This window comes from Vagococcus bubulae, assembly GCF_003950315.1.
Lineage (GTDB): Bacteria > Bacillota > Bacilli > Lactobacillales > Vagococcaceae > Vagococcus > Vagococcus bubulae.
Window position 1 is genome coordinate 1 of sequence record NZ_NGJT01000048.1, and the last position, 2864, is coordinate 2864.

Genomic DNA, 2864 nt, shown 5'->3' on the forward strand with positions numbered 1-2864 from the left:
TCGGTTGTCTCTCGCTTCGCGAGACAACCAATTCTCATTAAAAATAAGAGAATCATCTGTTAAATTGAGTAGTTTTCTTGTATTATTATCCATAGGGGTATTCTCCTTTGTAATTTTGGTTTTAGTCGACTTAATTTTACCAATAAGAATGCCTCTTTTTCTATGTCTAAATAAAAAATCGCATTGATAGAATTTAATCTATCAACACGATTTAGTGTACAGCCATATTAAATAGTAATGATATAATAAGTCCAACAAATGCAAAAATAATCCAGCTTAAACCACTAGTAAAAAATGGAATAGATTGTTCAGAAAAACTCAAAACAGATGAAATCAAACTATTTTGTTGCATCCATTCCGGCAGTGCCCGAATTGCATCTAAAACAGATGAAATAACCGTAAATCCTATCACTATTTTATAACAATTTCTAATATTATCTGTCCACTTACTTAACAATGATAATAAAATCAAAACCATTGCCAAAGGATAAATAAACATTAATACAGGAATAGATGCTGTAATAATCGCATTCAAACCTACATTAGAAATCATCAAAGCTACGGCTAAACATCCTAATACAAATGATAAATAATGTTTTTCAGAAAACATTTCTGAATAAGCTTTGCCAAAAGAAGTTGCTAACCCAATAGCCGTTTTTAAACAAGCTACAATCACGATTAGACCTAATAAAATATTACCAGGTACACCTAAATAATAATCAGCTAATTGGGACAACGTTACGCCGCCATTTTTATTTAATGATAAAGTTCCTAAACTCATCGCTCCCATAATGGATAACAACGTATAAATAACACCCATAAGGACAATGCCAAAAACTCCAGATTTCATTGTTTCAACTGCAATTCTTGATTTTTTTTGAATCCCAAATCCTTTAACACTTTCAATAATAATAGCCCCAAATGCTAGACCTGCCAACGCATCTAATGTATTATATCCACCTAAAAATCCTTCTACAAAAGGGGTTGATTGATAAGAAGCTTGCACAGAGGCATCTTCTATCGATCCCATAGGCTTTACAAAACTCACTATAATAAGACAACTTAATAAAATTAAAAATAATGGCGTTAAATATTTTCCAATATAATCTAAAATCTTACTTGGTTTAAACGAAAATAATAAAACAAATAAAAAAAACACAACACTAAAAACGAAAAGAGGTAATGTTGATTTATCTTCGGGTATAAAATGAGCAAAAGACATTTCATACGAAGTTGTCGCTAACCTTGGCATTGCAAAGATAGGACCTATAATTAAATATAAAACAATAGTAAAAAAATAAGCAAAAGTTGAAGAAACTTTACTTGCTAACTCAAATACTTTATTCGTTCCAGTTGCACCAAAAGATATAATAGCTAGAAAAGGAATTCCAATAGCTGATAATAAAAACCCATTATTTGCTAATAATACATTTCGACCTGCTTCTTGACCCATTTGAATTGGAAAAATCAAATTACCCGCTCCAAAAAATAATCCAAACACCATCATTCCAATATATAACTTTTCTTTATATGATAACTTTTCTTTCATATACTTTAATTTCCTTTCCCTCCTATTTTTGTATAAAAAAAAACTTGAAATTGTATATACAATTTCAAGTTTATGACCCGTACGGGACTCGAACCCGTGTTACCGCCGTGAAAGGGCGGTGTCTTAACCGCTTGACCAACGGGCCAAATAAAAATTACTATGGAGAAGGAGGGATTTGAACCCTCGCGCCAGTCACCCGACCTATACCCTTAGCAGGGGCACCTCTTCAGCCACTTGAGTACTTCTCCAAAAAAATTTAAAACTAATGGGCCTAAATGGACTCGAACCATCGACCTCACGCTTATCAGGCGTGCGCTCTAACCAGCTGAGCTATAGGCCCTATTTAATTTTAAAGCGGGTGACGAGAATCGAACTCGCGACAACAGCTTGGAAGGCTGTAGTTTTACCACTAAACTACACCCGCTAATATAAAAAAAACGGTCCCGACGGGAATCGAACCCGCGATCTCCTGCGTGACAGGCAGGCATGTTAACCCCTACACCACGGAACCTAATTGCGGAGACAGGATTTGAACCTGTGACCTTCGGGTTATGAGCCCGACGAGCTACCTAGCTGCTCCACTCCGCGATATTAATAAGGAGGATAAGGGATTCGAACCCTTGCGTGCTTTTACACACCTGACGGTTTTCAAGACCGTTCCCTTCAGCCGGACTTGGGTAATCCTCCATAATAAAACATGACCCGTACGGGACTCGAACCCGTGTTACCGCCGTGAAAGGGCGGTGTCTTAACCGCTTGACCAACGGGCCAGACTATATTTCTAAAAATAATATAAACAAAATATTATATATGGGCCTAAATGGACTCGAACCATCGACCTCACGCTTATCAGGCGTGCGCTCTAACCAGCTGAGCTATAGGCCCTATTTAATTCTAAAGCGGGTGACGAGAATCGAACTCGCGACAACAGCTTGGAAGGCTGTAGTTTTACCACTAAACTACACCCGCTAATATAAATGGCGCAAGACAGAATCGAACTGCCGACACACGGAGCTTCAATCCGTTGCTCTACCAACTGAGCTACTGCGCCATTAAATACGGTCCCGACGGGAATCGAACCCGCGATCTCCTGCGTGACAGGCAGGCATGTTAACCCCTACACCACGGAACCTAATTGCGGAGACAGGATTTGAACCTGTGACCTTCGGGTTATGAGCCCGACGAGCTACCTAGCTGCTCCACTCCGCGATATTAATAAGGAGGATAAGGGATTCGAACCCTTGCGTGCTTTTACACACCTGACGGTTTTCAAGACCGTTCCCTTCAGCCGGACTTGGGTAATCCTCCATAATAA

The 2864-nt window shown here is 38.5% G+C and carries 1 protein-coding gene and 14 tRNA genes; all 15 read right to left on the reverse strand.

Annotation, left to right across the window (positions count from 1 at the left end; translation table 11 throughout):
* Positions 1-211: 211 nt before the first annotated feature.
* Positions 212-1549 (reverse strand): branched-chain amino acid transport system II carrier protein, encoded by a 1338-nt coding sequence (brnQ, locus tag CBF36_RS12015; RefSeq protein WP_125958609.1) that lies wholly within the window; start codon positions 1547-1549, stop codon positions 212-214.
* Between the two features lie 73 nt (positions 1550-1622).
* Positions 1623-1694 (reverse strand) — tRNA-Glu (locus CBF36_RS12020).
* A 15-nt stretch (positions 1695-1709) separates the two neighbouring features.
* A tRNA-Ser gene (locus CBF36_RS12025) sits at positions 1710-1797 on the reverse strand.
* Between the two features lie 18 nt (positions 1798-1815).
* Positions 1816-1889: transfer RNA gene (locus CBF36_RS12030), tRNA-Ile, on the reverse strand.
* 13 nt (positions 1890-1902) lie between these two features.
* Positions 1903-1973 (reverse strand) — tRNA-Gly (locus CBF36_RS12035).
* 14 nt (positions 1974-1987) lie between these two features.
* Positions 1988-2060 (reverse strand) — tRNA-Asp (locus CBF36_RS12040).
* A gap of 3 nt (positions 2061-2063) precedes the next feature.
* Positions 2064-2137: transfer RNA gene (locus CBF36_RS12045), tRNA-Met, on the reverse strand.
* Between the two features lie 9 nt (positions 2138-2146).
* Positions 2147-2236 (reverse strand) — tRNA-Ser (locus CBF36_RS12050).
* Positions 2237-2247: 11 nt separating this feature from the next.
* Positions 2248-2319: transfer RNA gene (locus tag CBF36_RS12055), tRNA-Glu, on the reverse strand.
* A 41-nt stretch (positions 2320-2360) separates the two neighbouring features.
* Positions 2361-2434 (reverse strand) — tRNA-Ile (locus CBF36_RS12060).
* Positions 2435-2447: 13 nt separating this feature from the next.
* Positions 2448-2518: transfer RNA gene (locus CBF36_RS12065), tRNA-Gly, on the reverse strand.
* Between the two features lie 9 nt (positions 2519-2527).
* Positions 2528-2600, reverse strand: a tRNA-Phe gene (locus CBF36_RS12070).
* A gap of 8 nt (positions 2601-2608) precedes the next feature.
* Positions 2609-2681: transfer RNA gene (locus CBF36_RS12075), tRNA-Asp, on the reverse strand.
* A gap of 3 nt (positions 2682-2684) precedes the next feature.
* Positions 2685-2758: transfer RNA gene (locus CBF36_RS12080), tRNA-Met, on the reverse strand.
* 9 nt (positions 2759-2767) lie between these two features.
* Positions 2768-2857: transfer RNA gene (locus tag CBF36_RS12085), tRNA-Ser, on the reverse strand.
* Positions 2858-2864: the final 7 nt, after the last annotated feature.